This is a genomic window from Algoriphagus aquimarinus (genome assembly GCF_007997215.1).
GTDB lineage: Bacteria > Bacteroidota > Bacteroidia > Cytophagales > Cyclobacteriaceae > Algoriphagus > Algoriphagus aquimarinus_A.
This window is the reverse complement of sequence record NZ_VORW01000001.1, coordinates 850,338-871,143: the sequence shown is the minus strand read 5'-3', so window position 1 is coordinate 871,143 and position 20,806 is coordinate 850,338. Positions and strand designations below refer to the sequence as shown.

16 protein-coding genes are annotated in these 20,806 nt (G+C 40.8%); 4 read left to right on the top strand and 12 right to left on the bottom strand.

Going from position 1 to position 20,806, the window contains the following annotated elements:
• The 4 genes from ESV85_RS04000 to ESV85_RS03985 all read right to left on the bottom strand — a co-directional run bounded on the left by ESV85_RS04000 (position 1) and on the right by ESV85_RS03985 (position 4,581).
• Positions 1 to 780 carry a hypothetical protein gene (locus ESV85_RS04000; RefSeq protein ID WP_146914932.1) on the bottom strand — a complete coding sequence of 260 codons (780 nt, stop codon included), beginning with the start codon at positions 778 to 780 and terminating at the stop codon, positions 1 to 3.
• Between the two features lie 219 nt (positions 781 to 999).
• Entirely contained in the window at positions 1,000 to 3,456 is a 2,457-nt protein-coding gene (locus ESV85_RS03995) for a CehA/McbA family metallohydrolase (protein WP_146914931.1), read from the bottom strand.
• 122 nt (positions 3,457 to 3,578) lie between these two features.
• Positions 3,579 to 4,019, bottom strand: coding sequence for a YybH family protein (locus ESV85_RS03990; protein WP_223275896.1), 441 nt, complete (start codon positions 4,017 to 4,019; stop codon positions 3,579 to 3,581).
• 25 nt (positions 4,020 to 4,044) lie between these two features.
• A complete protein-coding gene (locus ESV85_RS03985) occupies positions 4,045 to 4,581 on the bottom strand; it encodes a DsrE family protein (protein ID WP_146914930.1) in 537 nt (178 codons plus the stop codon).
• A gap of 180 nt (positions 4,582 to 4,761) precedes the next feature.
• Between ESV85_RS03985 and ESV85_RS03980 the strand changes: the two genes are divergently transcribed.
• The 4 genes from ESV85_RS03980 to ESV85_RS03970 all read left to right on the top strand — a co-directional run bounded on the left by ESV85_RS03980 (position 4,762) and on the right by ESV85_RS03970 (position 6,607).
• The gene (locus ESV85_RS03980; RefSeq protein ID WP_146914929.1) at positions 4,762 to 5,025 is read left to right on the top strand and encodes a hypothetical protein; all 264 of its coding nucleotides are present in this window, start codon (positions 4,762 to 4,764) and stop codon (positions 5,023 to 5,025) included.
• Entirely contained in the window at positions 5,026 to 5,190 is a 165-nt protein-coding gene (locus tag ESV85_RS22185) for a hypothetical protein (RefSeq protein ID WP_191321899.1), read from the top strand.
• Positions 5,191 to 5,318: 128 nt separating this feature from the next.
• On the top strand, positions 5,319 to 6,044 hold the full coding sequence (locus tag ESV85_RS03975) for an alpha/beta hydrolase (RefSeq protein ID WP_191321898.1): 726 nt from the start codon (positions 5,319 to 5,321) through the stop codon (positions 6,042 to 6,044).
• A gap of 188 nt (positions 6,045 to 6,232) precedes the next feature.
• Complete coding sequence (locus tag ESV85_RS03970; protein ID WP_146914927.1) at positions 6,233 to 6,607, top strand: group I truncated hemoglobin; 375 nt, start codon at positions 6,233 to 6,235, stop codon at positions 6,605 to 6,607.
• Positions 6,608 to 6,877: 270 nt separating this feature from the next.
• Here ESV85_RS03970 and ESV85_RS03965 read toward each other — a convergent pair whose 3' ends face one another.
• From ESV85_RS03965 to ESV85_RS03930, 8 genes are all read right to left on the bottom strand, one after another.
• Positions 6,878 to 7,894, bottom strand: coding sequence for a response regulator (locus tag ESV85_RS03965; RefSeq protein WP_146914926.1), 1,017 nt, complete (start codon positions 7,892 to 7,894; stop codon positions 6,878 to 6,880).
• Positions 7,881 to 8,333: a response regulator gene (locus ESV85_RS03960; protein ID WP_223275895.1), complete on the bottom strand. Its 453-nt coding sequence runs from the start codon at positions 8,331 to 8,333 to the stop codon at positions 7,881 to 7,883. The genes ESV85_RS03965 and ESV85_RS03960 overlap by 14 nt, the downstream gene beginning before the upstream one ends.
• Positions 8,323 to 10,683 (bottom strand): PAS domain-containing protein, encoded by a 2,361-nt coding sequence (locus tag ESV85_RS03955; protein ID WP_146914925.1) that lies wholly within the window; start codon positions 10,681 to 10,683, stop codon positions 8,323 to 8,325. Before ESV85_RS03955 ends, ESV85_RS03960 begins: the two co-directional genes overlap by 11 nt.
• Positions 10,680 to 13,772, bottom strand: a complete 3,093-nt coding sequence (locus ESV85_RS03950; RefSeq protein ID WP_146914924.1) for a PAS domain S-box protein — start codon at positions 13,770 to 13,772, stop codon at positions 10,680 to 10,682. Before ESV85_RS03950 ends, ESV85_RS03955 begins: the two co-directional genes overlap by 4 nt.
• 227 nt (positions 13,773 to 13,999) lie before the next feature.
• On the bottom strand, positions 14,000 to 15,145 hold the full coding sequence (locus tag ESV85_RS03945; RefSeq protein ID WP_146914923.1) for an aldose epimerase family protein: 1,146 nt from the start codon (positions 15,143 to 15,145) through the stop codon (positions 14,000 to 14,002).
• Between the two features lie 5 nt (positions 15,146 to 15,150).
• Entirely contained in the window at positions 15,151 to 16,995 is a 1,845-nt protein-coding gene (locus ESV85_RS03940) for a glycoside hydrolase family 2 protein (protein ID WP_146914922.1), read from the bottom strand.
• A 13-nt stretch (positions 16,996 to 17,008) separates the two neighbouring features.
• Positions 17,009 to 19,150: a beta-L-arabinofuranosidase domain-containing protein gene (locus ESV85_RS03935; RefSeq protein ID WP_191321897.1), complete on the bottom strand. Its 2,142-nt coding sequence runs from the start codon at positions 19,148 to 19,150 to the stop codon at positions 17,009 to 17,011.
• Between the two features lie 259 nt (positions 19,151 to 19,409).
• Positions 19,410 to 20,456: a family 43 glycosylhydrolase gene (locus tag ESV85_RS03930; protein WP_191321896.1), complete on the bottom strand. Its 1,047-nt coding sequence runs from the start codon at positions 20,454 to 20,456 to the stop codon at positions 19,410 to 19,412.
• Positions 20,457 to 20,806: the final 350 nt, after the last annotated feature.

Genomic DNA, 20,806 nt, shown 5'->3' with positions numbered 1-20,806 from the left:
TCAGTCTAGTCTATATTCAGTGTGAATCAATTCCAATAATTTGCTGGCATCTGTTCGTATAGATTCTGCTCGATAACTGTTCCCAAGGGACATTTTAGATAAAAAATGAATCTGGAATGCCAGCTCATTAATGATACTGAAATCATCCGTAATTAACTGGGGATTCGTTGTGGGAAGTACGAACTTCATATTGGCATCCATAGTCGCATTAAGTTCATTGGACTTAAAGACTTTTCCACCCATCTCTCTGAATGTGGATTTAGTTTTGTTGTCATTTTCATCCCACTCCTCCAATACCCTCACTTTCTTTTCATACTTAAGTAATTCATCGACGATATTTCTTTTTTGGATCAGGCGAAGATTTCCCGCATTTTTTAGCTGCTGAATGGTGCCATCGGAATAGACAAAGGGCTTCTCGTCAAACACCTGTCTAGCGAAAAAATAGATCTGATTCCCATAGAGATTTCTCTCCTCCGAAAGCATCAATCTTGCCAGGGAATCCATTAGGATGGATTTATCTTTCTTAAAAGCTATGTAGGTTTGGAGATTCGAAGTATCGGCTTTCAGATCTTCAATTAGGGAAAGCATGTATTCCTTTTCGATCTTCTGGACGCTCAGAGACTCCCGGTAGTTTTCTGCCAAGAATCCGCAAAAAACCGCCAGAAATAGCATGAAAAATTCTTTGAAATAGGATTTCCAGTTCTTCTTTTTCAGTGTGCTAATCAGGTCTTTGTTCGAAATGTCTTTATCCTGATCGGATAATTCTCGGTTGTCGTTCATATCCTATTCGGGGCCATATGCGAGATTTTATCTTAGATATCTACTTTGCTAATAGGTTACCAACATATTGAGAAATTTTTGTCGCTATTGCACTCTTTAATGCAAAAAGCATCCTCTAATTACTGGTAATGGATTTGATCCTTTATTCATGAAATCCAATTAAGGATAAATCGTTCTCTAAGGGATTTTAGCTCATAAAATTCTTCTTGTTGCAGCAGTTTATTTCATCATTTCCCTAAGCCTATTCCGCGCTTCTTCAAACCGGCTCATCATACGATTCATCTCAGTATCGCCGTAGGCAGCTTTCGCTATTCGTTCGGCAGCATCAATTGCCCGGATGAGATCGGCTGCAGCTGCTTTGCGTGAATTGGGGTCGGTACTACCAACAGCTTCGATCCATACGGGAGAACTATGAGCAAAAGGCCGGGCGTGCATACTTGGCCAAGAGTCTTCACGAGGCTCACTAGCATAGGCACGGATTGCAATCCAACCTCCTTTGGGGAGGTTTACTTGGCCTTTATACGTTCTCGTTTCTCCTGCCTTAATTCCCGTCAACTTGTCGACTACAACTCCATTGACCACAAGCTCTACTACGTCGATATCATTAGTTCCGGCCAAAGTGGCTTGCCATTCATGCCGCCCACTAGAAATGACATCACCTGGTCTTGCGTCTTCTCCTACTTGGAAAAGCAGTGCGGGACCTGTCGTCACAAACCCTTTTCCAGCCATGGCCGCTTCAAGTACTGCTTCAGAAGTAATCTCTGTTCCGCTCAACCGTACATAATTTCGTCCGGTACCTACTGCCATGGTACGGTGGAAATCAACCCACATGTCTGTCCCTGACATGGCAGCCACCGGTCGTCCAATGTTAAGTAGACGATACCAGACCTGACTGTTTCCCAAAGGACTGGTCCATGCACAGACCATTTCCAAGCCGATGCGCTCAGCAAGTACGGCATCGGAGATTAGTTCTATGGGAATGGGTCCATTGTCGAGTTGGTCGAAGGGATCAGAATCATCTGAGATCGGATGCACATATGTGGTAAAAGCTCCGGTTTGGTCAGCATAGTCCAACACCTCGCCATTGCTTCGATCGGGATCGCCTAGTTTTGGATTGTTTGGTCCCCAAAACCAAGGCGCATAAGGTTTATCAGTACCAAGAAGGCTGACATGCCCATGAAAGTGAGAGCGTACCTCTTGGCTTTGGACTACAATTCGGCCATCCTTAACCGTTTCTTTACCTAGAATAGACGCATCAATTCGTCGTTCCCAGCGATTCCAAGACATGGGAGCCAGTAAATCTAAATCCTCTCCCGCCATAGCTCGAAGTGCATCTTCATGAGTGGCTCGGTGATGGCCGTCTCCGTTTAAATGTACATGGTGATCTGCTGATACATAGCCTGCAGCACCTGCATCCCATATTGGAGCGAGTGTGAGGCTAGCCTCTGAAACTTCATCTTTTTTAACGATAACGCTAGATTCTACTATCGGAGTCATCGGTCCGCGAACTGCCGTCACTCGGTAATTGCCCACAGGAAGCGCGAACTGCGAATTGCCCTCCAAATAAAAATAATGGCGTCCCGACTGGGGATCGATGTAGGTAGCATCCTCATGAAAAGCCACGGGGTAGCCATCCTCCCTCACGATAGAGACACGGGCGGTGATCGGTTTTCCTATGGCATCGGTCACCTTCACATTCAATGAGCCGCTAGGTTCTCCAAGATCCCAATTTGAAATCATCACCTGTTGAGGAGCACCTCCGTACGTATTGATTTGCATGAGACGGAATTGACGGTTTTTATCTAATTCGACGAAGTAGACCTGATTTCCATCTGCACTGAAGGCCGGGGTCAATGCGAAGGGCGCTCCATCCGTCAGTCGGTGCTTTACGTGAGGATCGTCCAAATCCATGGTCCAAAGGTGATAGTCATTGTCGATCGGGGCACTGAAAACGATTAGTCGCTGATCAGGATGTGCATCCGCGGTGAAGTGGTAGGTCAGTGTCTGGGCAAGCGCAATGGAGTCAGTACCCGATTTGAAGTTTTTGATTCGAAGCACACGGTGTGGCCCGCTACCGTGCAGATACATCAGGCTTTCACCATCTGCCAGTGTTCGGGAGTTTCGCTCCACTTGTGGTAAGGCCGTAAGTTGCTCATCTACCCCCGTAGCTAAGTTGCGTCTGCGTAGATTGATCGAACCGCTATTTCCAGATGAATAATAGAGCCATTTTCCATCGGCGGAAAATTCAGGATCAAGTTCGATGGCTTCCGTATCAATCCTTGTCTCGAGCCCGGTTGCCAATTCCTTAACAATGATAGCCGTATTTTTTCCTTCGTCCCGGACAAAAGCTAGCATTTTACCGTCCGGAGACCAGCGTGGACGGGAATCAATTCCCGAGCTATTTGTCAATCTCACTGCCGTTTTGGTATCCAAATTCAGATTCCAGATCCATCCTCGTGCAGCAAAGGCTAGATGAATACCATCAGGTGCAGGAGCAGGGTCTGTTGGTCCATGGGCAAGAATCGGAAGCTCATGCTGCTCCAGGTAAACATGGTGTCCGAAGTCAGCGAGCTTGGAGTAATGATTTGTCCATTGCGCTGAAGCAGCATTGAGCGTAAGGAGTTGTGCCAAAATTGAAATTAGTACAATAGCTACTCTGCGTGTTTGGTTTCGCATTTTGAATTGGGTTTATTCTGATGAAATTACTACTTGTCTTTGAGTTTTTTTGAAAAATGACATGGAACATTGAAATGAAAAGGTAATCGCTTCTTTCCATTAAAATATTCATTTTTAATCATCTAGTCTTTTGGTAAAGTGACAAACAATTGAGATTGAATGAGCCAAATCCCTGATTTCTTTGTCCATTGAGCGGCGTAATTTCCTGCAACAATTGGAGTAGTGGAATTTTCATTAAAACCTTCCCAGGTACCTTCCTCCCAAGCTAATTGAGATTCAGAATTTACGATTACTTCGGTAGTAGTCCGAACCCAATACATCTTCTGTCCATTGGCATTGTTGATATATTCAATCAACTCAGCTTTTCCCGAAAGCAAAGTTCCTGCACCAGTGGTAATCAAAACATCATCAGTCAGAAAAGTACTATTCAGCTTTTCATCGAAGTTTCTAAGGGCTTTATTTGAAGCTTCTCTTTGATCACGGATTTGTTTGATCTCCGACTCCTGTGCATACAAGTCTGACTGTATCATCAGAAAACCCAGAAGAAGGCTTAAAAAAGTCATGTTTTTTAATCTCATAAGTGAAGTCTTAAAGCCCAAAAAGTAAATACCCTTTATTCATCAAATCTGTAGTCGCGGTAAACCTGGATACAGCCATTTCTACCCCGGGGTAAATCATCGCTGGGTCAAGCTTTTGCTTCATCATCGACTGTCCACAGACGATGACCCGTATTCCATTTTTCTTAAGCTCTTCCAAAAGTTCAGCATTTGGGTTGTCAACTTCAAAGCGCTTTTTGTATTCTTCATTGGAAAGTGTAATCGGTGTGGAGCCGGCATAAACCACAAACACCAACTCTATATTTTCCTTTGGAACACCAGCATAGATATGAACATTGTACATTTTTGCTCCATAGTCCAAATATTCGGAAAGCTCCTTTTTATCATCAATTCTGTAGTCGAGTTCCACTACGAATTTGTATTGTTTGGTAGGATCAGGTTTGATGGTTTCAAAAGGAACTTCATTGACCCCACCATACCCTTGAATCGCTGGATAAACAATTCCTTGAGCTTGTAAGATGCTCACGGCTGCGCAAATCAAAATCACGGTAAAAAGGTACTTCTTCATAGCATAGGTGTTTAAGTTGAAATAATTAATGTCTTTGCAATAGTCAGAGCAAGTTGAAATACCCTCCAAAACGTCGAGTATTAACTTAGTATCATCGGAAACTTGGGGTCAGCCGAGTACATTTACTTCAGCTGGGGTGTAAACAGTTTGGCTGTTTTTCTTTCTAAGTTATTCAAATCTATGTTTATCTATTACTCTGTGCTTCAGATTATTATTCTGTTTTTAGCCCAGAAGTTCGAATTCAATTGCTATGAAGTTGATTTAATCTCCTTCTCTGACTTTGTGCCAACGCTTTTGGAAACAGTCAATTATCAGAACTCAGGTGCTAATCAAACTGATGGATTGAGCTTTTATTCGCAGCTAATTGGGGATAATTCTCAGAAGTCGGATTGGATATATTGCTTCTATGCACCGAACTGGGGGAAATTTGAAAATGCTACTTAAGTGCAAAATACCGAATGGAAGCTCTATGGAGACGGTAGAATATACTCACTTGCAAAAGATCCTCTGGAGCAAACACCATTAATGAAAGAAGACCTTACTAAGAAAGTAAAACGAAAAATCTCAACATTCGAAAAGGTGCTGGAAGGTTATGAAGTGACAAATTAACCAGGATCAACCCTTAACTTGGTACCTATTGATAGGTTGTACTTTAAACAAACCAAATCATTCTAAAACATATATTGTTAGTCTTCTTTCTTGGATTTTAAAAATTTGGACTGGTTTACTCTCAAGAAGTGAATGTCAAAATTGGAATTAGAGACAGCATACAGTCAGTAATACTACATGAAAATAGGCCGTTCGTAGTAAGTCTTCCCCATGACTATGAATCGTCCAATCAATCTTACCCTGTGCTCTATGTTCTGGATGGGAATGAAACCGCTCTTTTGCAAGCCATTCTGGTAACTCGCATACTGGGAGTGGAAATGATCTTGGTAGCTATCCCCAATACCGATCGTGACAGAGATATGATGCCGCTCAGTACGCCCACTTACGAAGTGAAGAGCCCGGGAGCAGAGAAATTCCTCTCATTTATTGGCGCCGAACTCATACCACATATTGAAAAAAATTATCGCTCTAATGGAGAAAGAACGCTCCGAGGCACTTCTCTAAGTGGATTATTTGTGATGTATGCTTTTCTGGAAAAGCCTGAATTGTTCGACAATTACATTGGTAAAAGTGCTGGCTGGTATGCTGACATGCAGACTTATTTCGATGCCTTGATAGACAAAGCTTTCAAAAATAAAGAGCTATTTAATGGGAAAAGAGTTTTTATCGCCAACTCTTTAAACGACTCTTATGATCCGAATAAAGAAGTTCACAATGCAATGTTACAGTTTACCAAAAAAGTAAAAACTGACTTGGGAGACAGACTCTCCTTTGAATATAAAACCTACGAAGAATATGGACATGTACCCTACCCGAGTTTTTATGATGGACTGAAATACATTTTAGGAAAGTAACGGGCAAGACCTCCTATTTATACAATACAAGGTCTTGCCTATCTTATGTTTCGCGTCAATTGAATCTAATGTTTTACGATAATAAGAATTTGACCAAAATGAACACATCATTGAATCAAATGGCCTCATTCTTTCGCTAAAATCTGCCTAACGTTGTGAGAAAGCAAATAACTTTTAAAGACAATATTATGGCACGTACACTATATGAAAGATTAGGTGAACAACAAGGCATCACTAAATTGGTAGATGATGTGGTCGATTTACATATGACCAATCCACTTGTGAGTCCAAGGTTTCTTCCTTACAAAAACAAACCTGAGCAATTGAAGAAAATAAAGGAGCATACCGTAAACTTTTTTTGTGCCGGAGCAGGCGGCCCACAACAGTACATGGGACGAGACATGGTACAAACTCATACAGGGATGAACATTTCAGAGCAGGAATATTTAGCTGTTGTAGATGATATTCTTGGCGCAATGGGTAGCAATAAATACACAGAGGAAGATAAAAAAGATGTGCTTGCTATCCTTTATTCGCTTAAAGAAGGCATAATACGGGTATGACAAGGCCGCCGAACAACTTGCTCGAATCTCCAAAACGGTTTATGAATACCTTTCGGGAGAATAATTTTTTTTTAGCGTGAGCAAAAAAACCATTCCGTCAATTCGGAATGGTTTTCTACTTTTTCTTCGTTCCAAACTTATGCATACAACTCTGTTTGTCTTCCTCACTAGGTTGACAATTATATAGAATAAATCGGCTAAGCTGGATACTTTTGAATTACTAGGAAGTATGTAGCTACTAGTTCTTGAATTTTACTACCCTTTAGAAGCTTATTCTCGACTAGAAATGATTTCGGATTTTTCGTTTATATCTCTAACGATTTTATCTAGCTCCAACACAGAACCCTTGATGAATTCAAGTAGCTCATTATTTTCTTTGCTAGCTCCCTCTTCTGAGATCTCCAATAAGTTCACTAATCCCAACAGCCTCGCCAAAGGTGCTCTAACCACATGAGATTGTATCCATGCGATCTCCTTAAAGGCTTCATTTTGCTCTTCGATTTTCCGAATGTATTTGAGGTTTTCGGTAATGTCATTTATTAACACTAAGCCTGCATCCTTGTTGTTGATTTTGATTTTGGCAGGGCTGATTTCTACGTCGATAATCTCTTGATTCTTTTTTAAGTGTCTTGTAATAGGCTTAAAATCTTTAGTGTTTTTGACCCAAAAACCGTCTATGGCTTGTCGCAAAGTATCGGAGTCCTCCATTGGGCGAAAATCAAATAAGTTCATGGATAGAAACTCCTCAGCTCCATATCCATACTTTAAAATCGCCGCTTGATTTATATCTAAGACTTTTAGAGTTTCCAAATCAAACACAATAATTGGGGAAGGGTTTAACTGGAAAAGGTCGGAGTATTTACTTCTGGATTCTTTGAGTTCTGAAATAAACTTGACCCGCTGAATATTGTATAGCAAGCTTTTAAAAAGAATCGCTGGTGACAGATCATCTTTGAGTAAATAGTCTGAAGCACCCAAAGCCAAAGACCGGCTTCCAAATTCTAAATTTGAAAAGCCTGTCAAAACTACTACAGGAATCCCTATAGCTAGTTTTATGATTTCCAACACTAATTCTTCGCCTGATTTATCCGGAAGTGAAAGATCTAGAAATACTATGTCAAAATAATTTTCGACATCCTCTAAATATTCAGCAGCAGCTTTGAAACTTTCAGCATGCTTTGTTTTCAAATTGAGAAGTGACTCAGAGAGATACTCCTCTAAGATCACAAAATCACCGAGGTTATCCTCAACTACTAAAATATGATAGTTTTCTTCATCCTTTGCCATTGCGCTTTAGTTTTTGAAGTTCAAGTGTTAGTAACCAAAACTCCTCAATTTTTCTGACCACTTTCACATATTCGGCAATTTCACTGGGCTTGATTATATAGCAATAAGCTTCCAGGTTTTTGGCTTTAATAATTTCCATCTCTGAGGAAGATGTGGTGAGTATAATCACCGGGATTTCCCCCAGTAAAGGGTTATTCCTAATTGATGAGATTACCTCATATCCATTTTTCTTAGGAAGGTTAATGTCTAATAAAATCAAATCTGGAAGACCTTCAGAATTAGTATCTGCAAGCCCGTTAAGTAAGTCTATAGCTTCGGCTCCGTCTCTAGCTATATCGATCTTATTTACAATTTTGTCATCACCGAAAGCTTCCATTAATAAAACGATGTCGCCTTCATTATCCTCAACTAGTAAAATATTTATTGGTTTAATTGCCATATTTTTGGAGCGTAAAATGAAATTTACTGCCTTTTTCTGCAGATTCTAGCCAAATTTTTCCACCATGTTGACTTATAATTTTTTTGCACACTGCAAGCCCAATGCCAGTTCCAGAATATTCATTCTTACCATGTAAGCGACTGAATACATTGAAAACCTTTTCGAAGTACGCTTCATCTATTCCTATTCCATTATCCTCAACTGTAATTTGGTAGAACCCTTCCACACTTTTAGCATAAATGGAAATTATTGGAATATTTCCTATTGCTTGATATTTCAGTGCATTGGAAATTAAGTTGATAAAGACACTTTTAATAGGTGTCATTATTCCTGAAATCTCAGGCAAATCTCCTACATGTATTTGAGCATTCTTTTCAGCAATCAAATCCTTGTTGAGCGAGATCACGTCTTCTACTACAGTGTTGAGATTGATTCGATCTAGCATTCTCGCATCAAAGCCAATGCGGGAATATTCCATCATATCATCAATCAACACGCTCAACCTCTTAGCTCCGTTGACTGCAAAATTTATGTATTGAACCCCTTTTTCATCCAAAACCGGGGTGTATTTTTTCTCTAACAGCTGAAGAAAAGAACTGATCATCCGAAGGGGTTCCTTCATATCATGAGAAGCCATAGAGGCAAATGACTTAAGCTCATCATTTGCTGATTGTAGTTTCTGGTTAGTACTTTTGATTTCTTCTTCCCTTAATTTTTTCTCGGTAATGTCTACCTGTGTCCCAAACATCATCATTGGTTCTCCATCTAATGTCCAAGAAAATACTTTTCCTCTAGCTAATATCCAAACCCATTTTCCTTGCTTATGTTTCATCCGAAACTCAGATTCATAGGAATTACTTTTACCATAAAAATAATCATCCAGTAGTTTTTTGGTTTCAATGATGTCCTCAGGATGAATCAAATCAATCCAGGTTTGGAAACTTACAGGTTCTAGCTCTTTCAGAGTATACCCAATGATATTTGCCCAGATTTCGCTGAAAATGGTTTCATTCGTTTGCGGATTCCATTCCCAGGTTCCAGCATGTGTCCCTTCAATGACATTTGAAAGCCTCTGCCTTTGACTGGCAAGATCGATTTCAGCATGTTTTCTTTTTGTGATATTTTGAGTGGACCCAATTATTCTGACTGCTTTACCCTGCTTATTTCTAATAATCAGCCCATTATCAATGACATAAAGAATTTCTCCATCGGATTTTCTGAATCTAAATTCTTGGGTCCACTGGTCTCCCGTTCCTTGTAGCGTCTCACTCAAGTTCTTCTCAACTCTATGTAGATCATCAGGATGAATTTTTGCAGTCCAAAACTCATCCTTACTTGCATCTTCGTCTTGGGAAACCCCAAGAAGTTTATTGAAATTATCACTACGAAATGTATGCCCTTTCAAAAGATCCCAATCCCATATTGCCTCGGAAGTTGCTTTGGTGGCTAGTTCAAACCGCTTGTTACTGAGCCGAAGCTTGCGGGTAGTTTCACGAACTTTTTTAGCCAGTTTATTAGGCTGATTAGCTAAGGTATAGATTAAATAGCCTAGCAATAGTGCAAGCGCTATTCTCAATAGAATGAGTAAACCGATAGAACTTAGTGCCTTACTTGAGTTCAGCTGAACTTGAATAATCCAATTCCCCTCAGGAACTTCAATTTCCTTTAAAGGGCCATCCGCCAAAGTGAAATCACTTTTAAGCAATGAATTTTTATCTTCCCTTGAAGGAGAAAGTTTGAATAGATCAACAGTAAATTCTGAATTACTGTGAAACTCACTGAAAACTTGATCTACAAATTTTTGCCAATCGATCAGTACTACAGAGAATCCTGTAAACTTATTGTCCTTAAAAATTGGCTGCCGTGCGATAATAGCCTCCCCGCCCTGTCTTATAGAAACTGGGCCAGCAAAGAAGATTTCCCTTCTTTCTATCGCCAAAACTGCCTCTTCAGATCGGGTAGAGTCGGCGAGGATATCATAACCTATGACTGCCTCATTACCTATCAAAGGGTATGTAGCCACGATGGTACCACTATCTAAAAATTGAATCTGACCAATGATATCAATATTATCGATGATGCTCTTGCCCACTTCAACGAAGTTTTCCTCGTTCTTATGGGTCTGAACTAAATAGGCCAAAATATTTGTCGAGATTTTGGCCGTAGAGATCACTCCCTGAACTCGGTCTTCAATAAGCTCAGCTGCCAATTCTACCTTATTATTTTCCTCAATTAAGTTTAATTGATATTCCTTAAGAGTAAGAAAGAATCCAAATCCCAGCAGGATGAAAAACACTATAAATCCAAGAAATACCGGGGATTTAAATAAAAGCGGTTTTATTCTCTTCATGACTTCACTGGTTTTTGCAGGGTGAAGCGGAAGCTAGCACCCTCGCCTAGTTTTGATTCAGCCCAGATTTTGCCGTCGTGAAGGTCTACTATTTTCTTACTTATAGCTAGTCCGATCCCTGTTCCCGAGTAAGTTCCTTTTACATGCAACCTTTGGAAGATTACAAAGATTTTATCCAGGTACTGCTTATCTATACCTATACCGTTGTCTTTAACCAAAAACTCCCATTCCTTCTCATTTTCAGTAGATGAAATCCAGATTTCAGCCTTTTGCCCTTCTGGTTGGTATTTGATAGCATTTGAGATTAAATTTTGAAATAACTGAACCAAAGTGTTTTTATGTCCATAGACTTTTGGCAGTTGATCTAGATGAAAAACAGGTCGTGCTTTATCTATGTTTTTTTTCAAAAAAAGCAGAGAGGTTTCCAGGATTTCATTTGAATCCACCCAGGATTTAGCGTCTTTAAAACTGTCTAGTTTAGAAAATTCCAGCAAGTCTAAAATAATCTCACGCATTCTACTTGCTCCATCTATTGCAAAGTGAATGTACTTTTTCCCTTTTTCATCCAAGACAGCATCGTAGCGCTTTTCCACCAATCCCAGGAAACTGGTAATCATCCTAAGGGGTTCTTGCAAATCGTGGGAAGCTACATAGGCAAACTGCTCTAGCTCTTGATTGGAAAGCTCTAATTCTTTATTTGCCTTTTTGAGATTTTCATTTGTCACCTCCAGCTCTTGATCCCTCTCCTTGTCTTGGGTAATATCTTGTATAGCACCTACTATTCTGTAGGCAACTCCTTTTTTGTTCCTTATGATAATCGCCTTTTCATTTACAAAAGCATAGGTACCGTCCTGCTTCCTAAAGCGGTATTCTTCCGACCAAAACTTCTGAGAAACATCTTCTCTGGCTTTTCGGCTACTAGCTGTTATTTCTTCCAAATTTTCTGGATGAATAGTTTTGAGCCACAAGCTACCATCCACCTGGTTTCGATCTTTTGGATATCCAAAAAGTCTATGAAAGCCTTGCCCCAAATAGATAGTGTTTTTATCTAAATCCCAATCCCAAATAGCATCAGAAACTGCCTCAGAAACTAATGTAAAACGATCATTGCTCACCTTTAAAGCTTGCTCTGCCAGATACCTATCAGTATCATCAGCCACTGTAGAAATCATCAAATTCAGATCAGGAACAGGAATGTTTTTTGCATTTACTATCCTTTCTCTTCCATCTTTTGTGTTGATGATGATTCCATTCCAAGACATCCTGTTTGGATCGCCACTAGTCATATCATCAATAATTTTTGCTTTTATCCAATTGCGATATTCTGTATTGGGATAGACATTAACAAAAAAATCATCAACATTAAGAAGTTCTGTTTTTGACCATCCATAAATATCTTCAAAAGCCTTATTCATATAAGTTGACTCCCCATCACTGATTTTGTTCACCGCTATTCCCAAAGGAATATTGTTAAGAGTAGATTCTATAAAAATATTTCTATTTCTAAGCTCAAGTTCAATTTCCTTCTCTTTGGTGATTTCCTGCGAAGTCCCTCTAAATAAACCTCCCTCTTCCTCGTGAATAATTTCTCCTTTTTCGTGAATATATTTAACTCTATTCCCTGCAAGAATAATTCTATACACCACGTCCAATTTCTTTTCTTGAAGTAAAGCCCTGTTTTTATGGTATAGAAAACTCTTTCGATCTTCAGGATGTATTGATTTGAAAAAAAAGTCGAAATCTACGGTGCGGGAGTTCTTTTTGACTTCCCATATGTTATACATTTCGTCAGACCAATAAATACTGTTGGATTTTAAGTCAGTTTCCCAATAGCCAATATTAGCTATTTCTTGACCTTTGAGAAGCTGCATATTTTCAGCTTTAATTTTTTCTGATGCGATTCTTTTTTCAGTTACATCTCTGGAAAAGCAGGCCAAACCCACAATCTCACCATTTACCTTTACAGGAGTTATTTTAGTTTCGAAGAATGTAGGGGTATCCTGGCTTTTTGATTCTGATTTTTCTTCAATTTTTACATCCTTACCCCTGAGAGCTTTCTCATAGTAACCCCTCCAATATTCAATCAGCTCAGTTTTTTGAAATTCAGTTGATAATAAATCGTCACCCAGTTGGATATCCCATTGCAATCCCTTTTTCATGGTTTTAAAAAAAGCATTGTTGGCACTCACTAGTTTGAAATCCCTATCTACGCTCCAAATTAAATCTTGCGAACTGTTTAGGATAGTTTGAATTCGTAGCTTTTCTTCTTCCCTCTTTTTTTTGAATTCAACCTGTTCAGTAATATCTCGAGCTATCCCCAATACCTGATTAGTCCCTTGTTTGGTGTTTCCAGACCAATTTAGGTGGATTAGATTTCCTCTTGAATCAATCAATCGTAATTCAAAATTTCTAATATTCTCACCTTGCAAGACACTCTTAAACGCGCTGTTGGTTTTTCCTAAATCAGGTGGGTACAAAAAATCCACATAATTCTTTCCTATTAATTGCTCAGTAGAATATCCTAATGTCTCCTTTACGCTTTCGGAAACTCTGATGATAACTCCAGTAGTATCAAATAAAAAAATTAAATCACTAGAGTAATCTAATATATCAACGAGCTCTTTGGAGGTACTATCAAACTGTTTTTCTTTTGCCTTTAGATTTGTAATATCCTTAAAAGTCCCAACTAAGAAAAGAGGCTTTCCCTCTTTGTCATATTCAACGATCCCTTCAGAGAGTACATGCCTAATTTCTCCTGAAGGCCATATAATTCTTTTTCCCAATTGGTATGGATCCCCTTTTACTATACTGTTTTCAATAGCTTTTTCAGCAAGAATTTTATCTTCTGGATGTATAACAGAAAGCCCAAGGTCAGTGCTTGGAGGATTCTTTTTTGGGTCCAATCCACAGATCTTATAAAATTGGTCAGACCATTGGTTTTCTCCTGTTTGTAAATTGACTTTCCACCAGCCAATTCCACTTATTTTTTCTATCGTTTCTAATAATCCCTTAGTACCATCGCTCAAAACCTGGGAGGAGGCCGAGGTTGAATTGGAGACTTTTGAATTTTCTTTGTTAAATGGCGACATATCGAAAGTTTTCAAAAGTAATATAATCTAATTCTTTGTTTTGTTGTAAATCATTGGTCTAAAGAGAATTAGAAAGTAATCATTTATTTAAAAACAGCGTGTCGAAACTAATATGTTGTTTAAGTCATAATCTATTCGCGATGATACTTTTCTTATGCGTAAAAAAAATGCGTCCTCTTTTTATGTCTAACATTCATATCAGACATAAAAAGAGGACGCAAATAATTCTACTTCGTTCCGAACCTATAAATACAAGTCTGCTCGTATTTCTCTCCTGGCTTCAAGATCGTAGAAGGGAAATTTGGCTGATTTGGAGAATCTGGATAATGCTGGGTTTCCAAGCAGAATGCTGATCGTAATTCATAGACTTTTCCACCTTTACCTGTGACTGATCCATCTAGGAAATTACCACTGTAAAACTGTATAGCTGGCTCTGTAGTCCAAACTTCCATCTCAATTCCAGTCTGTGGCGATGAGATCACTGCCGCTTGAGTCAGGTCATTTCCTGTTTTGTCCAGCACCCAGTTGTGGTCATATCCACCACCGAACGTCAATTGCACGTTTTCCTGATTGATTCTCGCGCCTATAGTCGTTGCGTCGGTAAAGTCAAAAGGAGTTTCCTTCACTGATACAACTTCTCCAGTAGGAATCAGCACCTCATTTACTGGTGTATATTCACTGGCATTCAGCTGTAGTGTATGATCCAGCACAGTCCCGTTTCCAGCTCCATTTAGGTTGAAAAATGAGTGATGAGTCAAATTCACCGGTGTGGCTTTATCAGTTTCTGCTTCATAAGTCACTTTGAATCCATTGTCATCCGTGAGCGTGTAGATCATTTTCACTTTCAATTCTCCTGGAAAACCTTCATCACCATCTGGGGAAGTGTAGCTAAATATCAGTCCATTTTCACCTGACTTTTCTACATCCCAAATCACATAGTCAAGACCACCTGGCCCACCATGTAGCGTCTGTCCATTATTGTTGGTTGGTAAGGTGTATTCTTCTCCATCCAAGGTGAATTTCCCTTTAGCAATCCGGTTGCCATAGCGTCCAATCGCTGCTCCGAAGTATTTTTCACCAGACTCCAGATAGGCATCCAACGTCTCAAAGCCGAGCACTACGTCCACTAGGTTTCCGTCTTTATCTGGCACCCAAAGGTTAGTAACTCTTGCACCAAAGTTGGTGACTTTCATTTTCATGCCATTGGCATTTTTGATCTCGTATGTTTCCACTTTTTTGTTTTGAAAAGTTGTACCAAAAACCTGCTCAAGCATTGTGTCTTCGGCTATAGTTTCTTTTGGTTTGCTATCGCAGCTGTAAAGTAAAATACCCAGTGCCGCTGCACCAAGGATTTTATTGAAATGATTCTTCATTTTGCTCATTTTTTATAAAGAGGAGAATGTATGCTTTTCATCTTTGACACGTCAAATTTGATAACCTTTCTATCGTAGGTCATCAGGCCATTTGTCTCAATCTCCACATCTGTAGTCTGGGTGTACACTGCAGCCGAAAGACCTGCTTCTATCAATTCACCCAGCCTAGTAATTAGCCCAGCGTAGCGATTGTAAAGCTCTTCTTGATTCTTGAAGCTCTGATAGCCCCAGTTGTCTTTTTGCTGCCATACATGGTTATCCACAGGAAGTCCTAACCCTCCAAATTCGCCAAGAACTAGGATATTTTGCGTCCCGTAAATCTTAGGATCTGGCATTTTCGCATCTGGATAATTATGCAAATCGATGATATCACCCGCGATCTTGGTTCCTTCCATCTCAAAGTTTCCTCCACTAGCGCTATTCACTAAACGTGAAGAATCGTGATTTTTGGTCCATTCAGTGATCTCCTTCGTCTTAAACTGGCCCCAAGCTTCGTTGAAAGGTACCCAAACCACGATAGAAGGGAAATTATAGAAATCATCCATGATCTCTTTCCATTCTTCTCTGTAAATCGCCTCCGACTCAGGAGTTCTGTCGCGATCTGTTCCACTTCCCAACACGGCAAGCTTCATCTCCCAGCCATTTCCCATATCTCCACTCGGCATATCTTGCCACACGAGCATACCCATTTTATCGCAGGCATGATACCAAGTCGCAGGCTCTACTTTGACATGCTTTCTGATCATATTGAAACCCATTTCTTGGGTCTTTTGGATGTCAAAAACCATCGCTTCATGGCTAGGTGCTGTGTACAAACCATCTGGGAACCATCCCTGATCGAGCGGACCGTATTGGAACAAAAATTCACCATTAAGCATCATTCGCTGAATGCCATTTTCATCTGCAGCCATGCTGATTTCTCTCAAAGCCGCATAGCTTCCCACCGCGTCTACTATTTTTTTGCCATCTACCAACTCTACTTTCAAATCATAAAGCACTGGATTTCCCGGAGCCCAAAGCTGAGCATCACTGATCGCCAACTTCGCTGTTTCGGAAGGCTTTACTGTCTGCTCAGCGAGCATGATTCCATCTTTCCAAGCAGAAACTTTTACCTGATTACCAGCTACGGCTCCTGCAACCTCTGGAGTGACCATGATCTCCTTGCTTTTAATATCTGATGTATTTCTCAACCCAGATATATATGCTGCCGGTACAGTTTCCAGCCATACTGTTTGCCAGATGCCAGTCACAGGAGTGTACCAAATGCTGTTTGGATTCTTCACCTGCTTGCCGCGGGGTTGAGGTCCCTCATCACTTGGATCCCATACACGTACTTGCAAAGTCTGCGACTTGCCTGATTTCAGATGATTTGTAATGTCAAAGTCGAAAGGATCATAACCTCCTCGGTGCTTACCTATACTTTTACCATTGACAAAGACTTCCGTTTCCCAATCAGAAGCTCCGAAATGCAATAGGACCTTGTCCTTGTTCGATTTTTTTGGAGTTGAAAAAGTCGTGTTATACCACAGCTCATTGTCTTTGCCCACAGTTTTCCCTACACCCGAAAGTGCAGATTCCACGGCAAAAGGCACAAGAATTTCACCGTCAAAACTTGTCGGTGCAGCCTGACCTTTTGGCTTGATCGCATAATCCCAAAGTCCATTTAGATTCACCCAAGTTGAACGGGTCATCTGAGGTCTTGGATATTCCTGATGGACGTTTTCAGGCGTGACCTGCGTCGCCCATTCCGTCATGATTTTGCCTTCTACAGGTTTGTATTGGCTCGTTTGTGCTGTCGCAATATGCTGCGCAAAAAGCAGGCATGCTCCAAAAATAAGTGTTTTCTTCATAAGTATAGGTTTATTAGTTATTGCTATTCAAAAGCTCTGGAAATGCTGTGATTCTCAATCTCGCAGCACCCATAGGCACCAGGGTCACATCCACGACAGGCTGATCGGAAGTCTTTGGAAGATCTTTCAATTCTCCCACCAACCCGTATTGATCCAATTGCCATTCTGGAATCTGTCGGGCTTTGGCCACTATTTTAATCGGAACTTCCTCCAGTGAGAATGGAAAGTCAGATTTCGGCCAATGACCTTCCATCACTTCAAATGAAGATGCGGGATCATTTTCATCCACAACCAAACTGTAGTTCCAATCCGTCACCGGGTGAATCTCCCAAGAAGGCCACTTCTTAGTGTCTGCTCCTTTTTGCCATTTAGAATCCCAAATGGCTGTTTGGTCGCTGTCTTTTTTGAAATACTTCTCTCTAATCTTTAAAGAATAAGTCAAAGGACCTCGGCTTACACTCAGGCTATTGCTGTTTTTCTCCCAAATTTTGGTCTGGATTTCCATAGGAAGCTTCAGTGCTACCTGATCTCCATTTGCCCAGATTCTGCTGATCTTCGCATAGCCAATTCCAGATATATTGTCTTTCATGACCTCACCATTTACCGTGATTGAAGCTCCTTTCGCCCAAGCTGGAATGCGTAAGTAAAGTGGGAATTCAACTGTTTTTTCTGTGGTCACAGCAAACTTGATTTCCTCTTCAAATGGATAATGTGTGGTTTCTTCGATGTTCACTTCAGTACCATCACCGACTTTCACAGTCACTTTGCTTGCTCCATACATCGCCGCCACGACGCCATTGTCAGGAGTTGCCATCCACAGATTTTCTATGAAATAGGGCCATCCCTGCGAGTGATTATGTTGACAACATCTTGAGCTGAAAGGATTCATCATCAGGAAAGGGCCGCTATTGGCGATTCCTGGTGAGTGATTTTCCGCATCCAGCAAAGCCATATTCGGTGAAGTGATGTAATGCAGTGATTTGAAATCCGGCATTACAGCCGCAGGATAGGTGTTGAAAGCCACTTCCTCGGCATGATCTGCCCAGAATGGATCGCCTGTGATTCTCAGCAAATGCTCATCTGAGTTCATCTGCTCCACCATTCCACAAGTTTCTACACCTTGCCGCGGGTCCGCATAACCAGGACGTGCATTCTCATCCGAACCAAACATCCCGCCAGGAACCTGACCGAAATGTTCACGGATGATTTTAAAATTTTCATAAGTCGCCTGAAGGTCTTTCTCGTTTTTGGTCAGTAAGTAATACTGAGCTGGCTCACGAAAAGCCTGAGCATGGTTCACATTGTGCCAATCCACCTGATCACGATACCAATCCGGGACTTCTCCTCCATCACGTACTTCGTAGTGATTTCTCACCTGCTCAATCGGCAAATCTCTCCCTGCCCAATCTGAGGTGTTTTGATGGATTTTCTCTGCCAACTCTAGCAAAAATTTGTCTCCAGTACGGTTATAAAGCCATAAAACGCTGTGAAGATTGTCTCCTCCACGAAGTCGCTGCCAGTATCCTTCTAAAAATTCTTCATCAGGAACCGTCAACTCATACTTGAAATAGTTGGTCATCAGAGCTATGACACGCTCATCCTGTGAATACTCATAATAAGACTGCAAACAATAAAGCATGATCATCTTTGCCCAAAAATCTGGATGATCCCCATCCATGAGCTTAGGACCAAAGTCTCCATTTTCTCGCTGACTAGTCAGCACAGCTTCCAGCCAGATCATGGATTCTTCGATCATGGGCTGATCATTCATGATGTAGCCTATGTTGGCATAGCCTTTCAGCCAGTAAGGCACTTCTTCCCAGCCCCATTCTCCAGTTCCATCCTTAGATAGCCAGGCGTTATTTTCTTTTTGAAGCCAGGCAGAGATTTCCCCTAGATTTCCGGTTAATCCATTTTTCTGACGAATAAGATATTCTTTGAGAAATCCTTCAGGCTTCACCGAGCCAACAGGAAGTTTGATCAGCGCACTGGGCGCCAAAGGCGCCCGATTGCTGACATAAAATTGATTTGTATTTTCCGTAGGAATTCGGTCAACTAGTGTGACCGAATTATTGGAATCATTTCCAGTAGTACAAGAAATCAGCCCTGCACAAATAACTAGTGCTAGAATTGATTTAAAGCGGTTTTTTAACATTACTAGCAGGTTTTGGGACAATGAACGACCCTGAAAGGGAAACTCCTTGTTTCAAACTAGGCTTTATCTTAGTAGTATTTCTAGTGTAGGTCTTTTTCATAATAGGTTTGGGGTTATTGTAATTGAAATAAACATTGACTTTAAATGCCAAGGTAATAATGAAATTCTATAATGACCCAGATTATCTGAGGCAATACGCCAATGCCTCCAACCTTCGCCCAAATATTCACTTGCTTCTTTTTCAGATCTTTGTATAAAGCTATTCCAAAACAGGAGATGACTGAGAGTTAAAACTAGGCTCTCTTTCGGCAATACTAGGCCAGTCATTTATCCAGGTTATCTTATCCAAAAGCAGAACTCTGCGATTTGTACCATTGGCAAGTTTAGGCCTTTTCTTGGCCATGCCATGATAGAGGAGCCAATCTTGACCGGCCTTATCAGTTATGATTTCAGCATTATGACCTGGGCCGGCATAGCCATTCTCGCTTTTGTTTGCTCCAACGACTAAAGTCCCTGAATCGGGATCCAACAAACTAGTACCCTCCTGATCTAAATAAGGCCCCGCTAAATACTTAGATCTACCAACCAAAACTTTATACGTGCTATTGGCTCCTTCGCAACAAGTACCAGCTGAGCCAAAAAGGTAATAATACCCATCTTTTTGATAGACATAAGCAGCCTCTAGGTGATTCCCCGCAATTTGGATTTTGCCTCCAATCGGCTTCTTTCCATCAGCAGTCAATTCGTTAAGATACAAGCCATGGAAACTTCCCCATATCAGGTATTTCTTCCCGTCATTTTCCATAAAAAACGGATCTATAGAATTGGCTACGCCGATTTCTTCAGAGTCAAATACTTTCCCTTGGTCTACAAATGGCCCTTCAGGCTTATCTGCAATTGCCAAACCGATTCCCGGATTAGGATCTCCCCAAGTGGAAAAGGAATAGTACATGTAGAATTGCTCTCCTACCTGAGTAACGTCCGGAGCCCAAATGCCACCTCGCTCTTTCCAATCAGGCTTTTTGGCCATTGAGTTGCCCACCATTTCCCAGTTGACCAGATCTTTAGATTTGATCACAGGTACCAAATGGTAGCCACCTTCGTCTCCCCAGTTGTCCTCCGTGCCATAGGCATAGAATTCATCACCAACTTGAACCACTGAAGGATCTGCCAATAAAGGTTCAAAAACAGGATTTGTATAGTTGAGAGTGTCGCTAATAGGCGGGGTGAAATCACTGCCTCTATCAGAAGATGAGACGGAAGTACAGCCAATGCTTAGTAGCGTAAGGATAAGGATACTATTCACGTTTTGAGATTTTCTAGTCTCAATTTAATCGAAAAAGTATAGTCGCTGAAGGATCTGACCGTAGAGTTTAAAAAGTTGAGGGTAAAGGAGGTTTTTGTCACCTTGATCTTATGCTCATAGACCACTAGGTCATTAAGCTTTGATTAGGCGATACACAACGGATTGCTTTTGAAAAACTGTTGATTAACGTTCGAGTATTTGCGAAGGCAGGGAATTCATTGCTCGTCGGCCCGGTACAAATGCTCATTTGAAAATATGTTGTTGAAGTTATGAACTAAAGCTGAAAATTGAACGTCGAGCCCGAACCAATGCTGATGCTTGTACACAGCTGATGTTTCATTGTCCAGCCC